This window comes from Pseudomonas sp. P5_A2_2 (assembly GCF_054177685.1).
Window position 1 is genome coordinate 1 of record NZ_JBGCUL010000296.1, and the last position, 5,046, is coordinate 5,046.

4 protein-coding genes are annotated in these 5,046 nt (G+C 60.5%); 2 read left to right on the top strand and 2 right to left on the bottom strand.

Going from position 1 to position 5,046, the window contains the following annotated elements; translation table 11 throughout:
* A partial coding sequence (gene rlmKL, locus ACXRVY_RS16730) for a bifunctional 23S rRNA (guanine(2069)-N(7))-methyltransferase RlmK/23S rRNA (guanine(2445)-N(2))-methyltransferase RlmL (protein WP_458237797.1) occupies nt 1–2,183 on the bottom strand: 2,183 nt, incomplete at its 3' end.
* Nucleotides 2,184–2,712: 529 nt separating this feature from the next.
* Here rlmKL and rmf point away from each other — a divergent pair.
* Nucleotides 2,713–2,928, top strand: a complete 216-nt coding sequence (rmf, locus tag ACXRVY_RS16735) for a ribosome modulation factor (protein ID WP_003223300.1) — start codon at nt 2,713–2,715, stop codon at nt 2,926–2,928.
* 259 nt (nt 2,929–3,187) lie between these two features.
* On the opposite strand, the gene ACXRVY_RS16740 is transcribed toward rmf, so the two are convergent.
* On the bottom strand, nt 3,188–4,207 hold the full coding sequence (locus tag ACXRVY_RS16740) for a quinone-dependent dihydroorotate dehydrogenase (protein ID WP_458237798.1): 1,020 nt from the start codon (nt 4,205–4,207) through the stop codon (nt 3,188–3,190).
* 228 nt (nt 4,208–4,435) lie between these two features.
* Here ACXRVY_RS16740 and ACXRVY_RS16745 point away from each other — a divergent pair.
* A partial coding sequence (locus ACXRVY_RS16745; protein WP_458237799.1) for a CmpA/NrtA family ABC transporter substrate-binding protein occupies nt 4,436–5,046 on the top strand: 611 nt, incomplete at its 3' end.

Sequence of the window (5,046 nt, forward strand, 5' to 3'; positions counted from 1 at the left end):
GCATAACGCTCGCCGAGGTTGGCCTCCAGTTCGAACTTGCGGAAGTTGTTGGAGAAGTACAACACGCCGCCGGGTGCCAGCCGCGCCATGGCCAGGTCAATCAATTGCACCTGGTCGCGCTGCACGTCGAACACACCTTCCATGCGCTTGGAGTTGGAGAACGTCGGCGGGTCGATGAAGATCAGGTCGTACTCGTCACGACTGGCTTCAAGCCACGCCATCACATCGCCCTGCTCCAGGCGGTTCTTGTCGGAAAAACCGTTCAACGACAGGTTGCGCCGCGCCCAGTCCAGATAGGTTTTCGACAGGTCGACACTGGTGGTGCTGCGCGCGCCGCCCTTGGCCGCATGCACACTGGCCGTTGCGGTGTAGCAGAACAGATTGAGGAAGCGTTTGCCGGCCGCCTCCTTCTGGATACGCATGCGCATCGGCCGATGGTCGAGGAACAGCCCGGTGTCGAGGTAGTCGGTGAGGTTCACCAGCAGCTTCACGCCGCCTTCATTGACTTCGACGAACTTGCCCTGCGCCGCCTGGCGCTCGTATTGTTTGGTGCCGCTCTGACGCTCGCGGCGCTTGACCACCACACGGTTCTTGTCGATGTTCAACGCCTGCGGGATGGCTGCCAGGGCATCGAACATACGGCCCGAAGCCTTTTCCGGATCGATGGATTTCGGCGCGGCGTACTCCTGGACGTGGACCCAATCGTGATACAGGTCGATGGCCATGGAGTATTCCGGCATGTCGGCGTCATACACGCGGTAGCAGTCGATGCCTTCACGCTTGACCCACTTGCCCAGGGCCTTGAGGTTCTTTTGCAGGCGGTTGGCGAACATCTGCCCGCCTTCGCTCAGGCGCGGCTGCTCGATCACCGGAGCCGGTGCCGGCGTCGGTTTGATCGGGTTGCCGTTTTTGTTGAACTTGCGTTCCTGCGGCTCGTTCGGCGCCTGATCGTAGGCAGCTTGCTCACGCTCGACCTGGCGTTGCTCCGGGGTACGACGCTCGCCGGTGACGAACTGGTCCGGCAGCACCTTGATCAGCAGCAGCTTGCACGGCAAGGCGCCGTTCCAGAACGAATACTGCTTGTGGCTGCGGATGCCCATGCGCTTGCCCAGGTCCGGCGCACCGGTGAACACCGCCGCCTCCCAGTTCAGGCAGGCCTGACGCAGGCGCTCGCCGAGGTTCTGGTAGAGGTAGAGCAGGCTCGCCTCGTCACCCAGACGCTCGCCGTATGGAGGGTTGCAGATCACCAGGCCTTTCTGGTTCTGGTCCGGACGCGGCTCAAAAGTCGCGACTTCGCCCTGGTAGATCTTGATCCACTCGCTCAGGCCGGCTCGCTCGACGTTGTTGCGACCCGGTTGAATCAGCCGTGGATCGGCTTCGTAGCCGCGAATCCACAAGGGTGTTTTGGCCAGGCCGGCCGCAGCACGTTCGGAAGCTTCTTCGTGGAGTTTTTTCCACAGCGCCGGGACGTGACCGAGCCAGGCGGTGAACCCCCACTGCTCGCGACGCAGGTTCGGCGCGATGTCGGCGGCGATCATCGCCGCTTCGACCAGGAAGGTACCGACACCGCACATCGGGTCGGCCAGCGCGCCGCCTTCGGCCGCGATACGTGGCCAGCCGGAACGGATCAGGATGGCGGCCGCGAGGTTTTCCTTGAGCGGCGCCGCACCTTGCTGCAGGCGATAGCCGCGCTGGTGCAGGCTGTGGCCGGACAGGTCAAGGGACAGAATGGCTTCGCCACGGTCCAGGCGCAGGTGAATGCGCAGGTCCGGGTTGAGCTTGTCGATGGACGGACGGTCGCCTTGCGGGGTGCGCAGTTTGTCGACAATGGCGTCCTTGACCTTCAGCGCGCCAAAGTGGGTGTTGTCGATACCCGAGCCATGACCGCTGAATTCGACGGCCAGGGTGCCGTCATTGAGCATGTGGTCTTGCCACTCGATGTCCAGCACGCCGTGGTACAGGTCTTCGGCGTCCTTCATCGGAAAACGCTTGAGCACCAGCAGCACGCGGTTGGCCAGGCGCGACCACAGGCACAGGCGATAAGCGGTTTCCATGGTGGCCATGCCGCGCACGGCCGAGGTGTGCTCCCGCGCTTCCTCAAGGCCAAGCCCGACGGCTTCCTCGATGAGCAGGCCTTCAAGGCCTTTTGGGCAAGTGAGGAAGAGTTCGAAACGATCGGACATGGGAATTCCAGAACCTTTAGCTGAGTGACCGGGCAACGCATTGCCGGTCCGGTTTTCAATCAGGCGCTTTTCTCGAAGAGCGCCCGCGTGGCACGAAGGTGTGCCGTTCCACCCTTGCTGCCCGGGTTAAAAGAGCTTAGATGCAAGGACAGATAAAAAAGTTGATGCAACAAAATGTCATAAGTCGACCCTTCGTCGAATAGTGCTTCCCGGTAACGGGAGCCATTCTCACTAAAGGATTAAGCCCATCATCCAGCGCGGGGCCGATCATACCGGGGTTTGGCCAATAAATACGGTAAAACACGCTGTTACTTATGGCCTTAACATATGAACGGTTACGTCCTTATGACAAAACGATCATTCCCTCGATGTGACGCATTGGTTAGAACTCAATACAGGTTGGCGCCGCAATGACGCCAACACTTTGGCTCGTCACGCCGGCAACGAGCCCCCAACGGCAGAATTTTTCTGCCAGACCTCAATTGAGGTCGACGCGATAAATACAGTCAACAAGTGAGGGCAACACCCTATGAGAAGACTTAAGCGTGATCCGTTGGAAAGAGCATTTTTGCGCGGATATCAATATGGCGTTGGTGGTAAATCCCGTGAGCTTTGCCCATTTACTCTACCGTCGGTACGTCAAGCCTGGATCAATGGCTGGCGAGAAGGACGCGGCGACAACTGGGACGGTATGACCGGCACTGCGGGAATCCACAGACTCAACGAACTTCACGCCGTCGGCTAATTACAGGGCATAACACTCCGACACGACAATCTGATTTTGTACCGAATTAACCATGCGCGTCCCATCCGGACGGCGGGCTCCGGCCCAGGGGCTCCTTTTAAGGAGCCCTTTTTTATGTCTGACGATTCAACGTTCGAACTGCAAACACRCCTGTGGGAGCGAGCTTGCTCGCGATAGCGGTTTAACATTCAACGATGATGTTGACTGAAAGGCTGCCATCGCGAGCAATCGAGCGTCGACCGGCTGCTCCCACAGGGGATCAGCGTAGCGCTGCGATTGCGTCTACCGACTCGCGAATCAGCGCCGGGCCTTTGTAGATGAAGCCCGAGTAGATCTGCACCAGGCTCGCGCCTGCGGTGATTTTTTCTGCAGCGTGCTTGCCTTCGGTAATGCYGCCGGCAGCGATGATCGGCAGGCGACCACCCAGCTCCGATGCCAGCACTGTCACGGTGTGGGTGCTCTTGTCGCGAACCGGTGCGCCGGACAGACCACCAGCTTCTTCGCCATGCTYCATGCCTTCGACGCCTACGCGGCTGAGGGTGGTGTTGGTGGCGATGACGGCGTCCATTCCGGTTTCGATCAGCGCTTGTGCAACCTGGGCGGTTTCTTCGTCGCTCATGTCCGGCGCGATCTTGATCGCCAGCGGTACATGTTTGCCATGACGCAATGCCAGTTCCGCGCGGCGCTCGGCCAGATCGGCCAGCAACTGCTTGAGCGAGTCGCCAAATTGCAGGCTGCGCAGGCCCGGCGTGTTCGGCGAACTGACGTTGACCGTCACATAGCTGGCGTGGGCGTAAACCTTGTCCAGGCAGATCAGGTAGTCATCCACGGCACGCTCGACCGGGGTATCGAAGTTCTTGCCGATGTTGATGCCCAGCACGCCCTTGTACTTGGCCGCCGCCACGCGGGCCAGCAGGTGATCGACGCCGAGGTTGTTGAAGCCCATGCGATTGATGATCGCCTCGGCTTGCGGCAAACGGAACAGGCGTGGCTTCGGGTTGCCCGGCTGTGGACGCGGCGTGATGGTGCCGATCTCGACAAAACCGAAACCCAGTTGGGCGAAACCATCGATGGCCGCACCGTTCTTGTCCAGACCGGCGGCCAGTCCCACCGGATTCGGGAAGTCCAGGCCCATCACATTCACCGGCACCTTCGCCGGGGCCTTGCACAGCAAGCCGTTGAGCCCAAGACGTCCGCCCGCGCCGATCAGGTCCAGGGACAGATCGTGGGAGGTTTCCGGAGAGAGTTTGAACAACAGCTGACGGGCCAGGGTGTACATGGGCGGATTTGACTCGATTGGCGGCGAATTGAGGCGGCGATTATAGCCGGGCAACGGGGTTGCAAGCGAGGCGCGTGAGCAAATCAGCGGTTAATGGCATATGCCTTGCACCAATCCAGGTACCAGCACTCATGCCGACGACGGAATGTGTGCAAAGACAATGGCGTCGTCCACGGCCTGCTCATGCAAGGACTCGGGACGACGTTTTTTTTGCAAGGTGAACACGCGATGAACGAACCGTCAGCCGGCCCTTTGGCCTGGGTCAATGGCAGCGATGCCCCGGAAAAAACCGAAATCAATCTCGGCTTCATGGCCCTGAGCGACTGCGCCTCGGTGGTGGTCGCCGCCACCCAGGGCTTCGCCCAACCCCACGGCTTGACCCTGAATCTCAAGCGCCAGTCGTCCTGGGCCAACCTGCGGGACAAACTGGTCAGCGGCGAACTCGATGCAGCCCACAGCCTCTACGGACTGATTTACGCCGTACACCTGGGCATCGGTGGCGTGGCCGCGACCGACATGGCCGTACTGATGGGCCTGAATCAGAACGGCCAGAGCATCAATCTTTCCGGAGGCTTGCAGGCGCTTGGAGTGACCAGTCCTGAAGCACTGGATCGGCACGTGCACCAAACTCGCTCAAAACTCACCTTCGCCCAGACGTTTCCAACCGGCACCCACGCCATGTGGTTGTATTACTGGCTCGCCAGCCAGGGCATTCACCCATTGCAGGATGTCGACAGCGTGGTGGTGCCGCCACCGCAAATGGTCGCGCACCTGCGAGCCGGACGTATCGACGGGTTCTGCGTCGGCGAACCCTGGTCCGCCAGTGCCGTGCAACAGGA

Excerpts from the sequence above, each read along its gene's own strand:
- rmf (WP_003223300.1), top strand. The coding sequence starts at position 2,713 with ATGAGAAGACTTAAGCGTGATCCGTTGGAAAGAGCATTTTTGCGCGGA.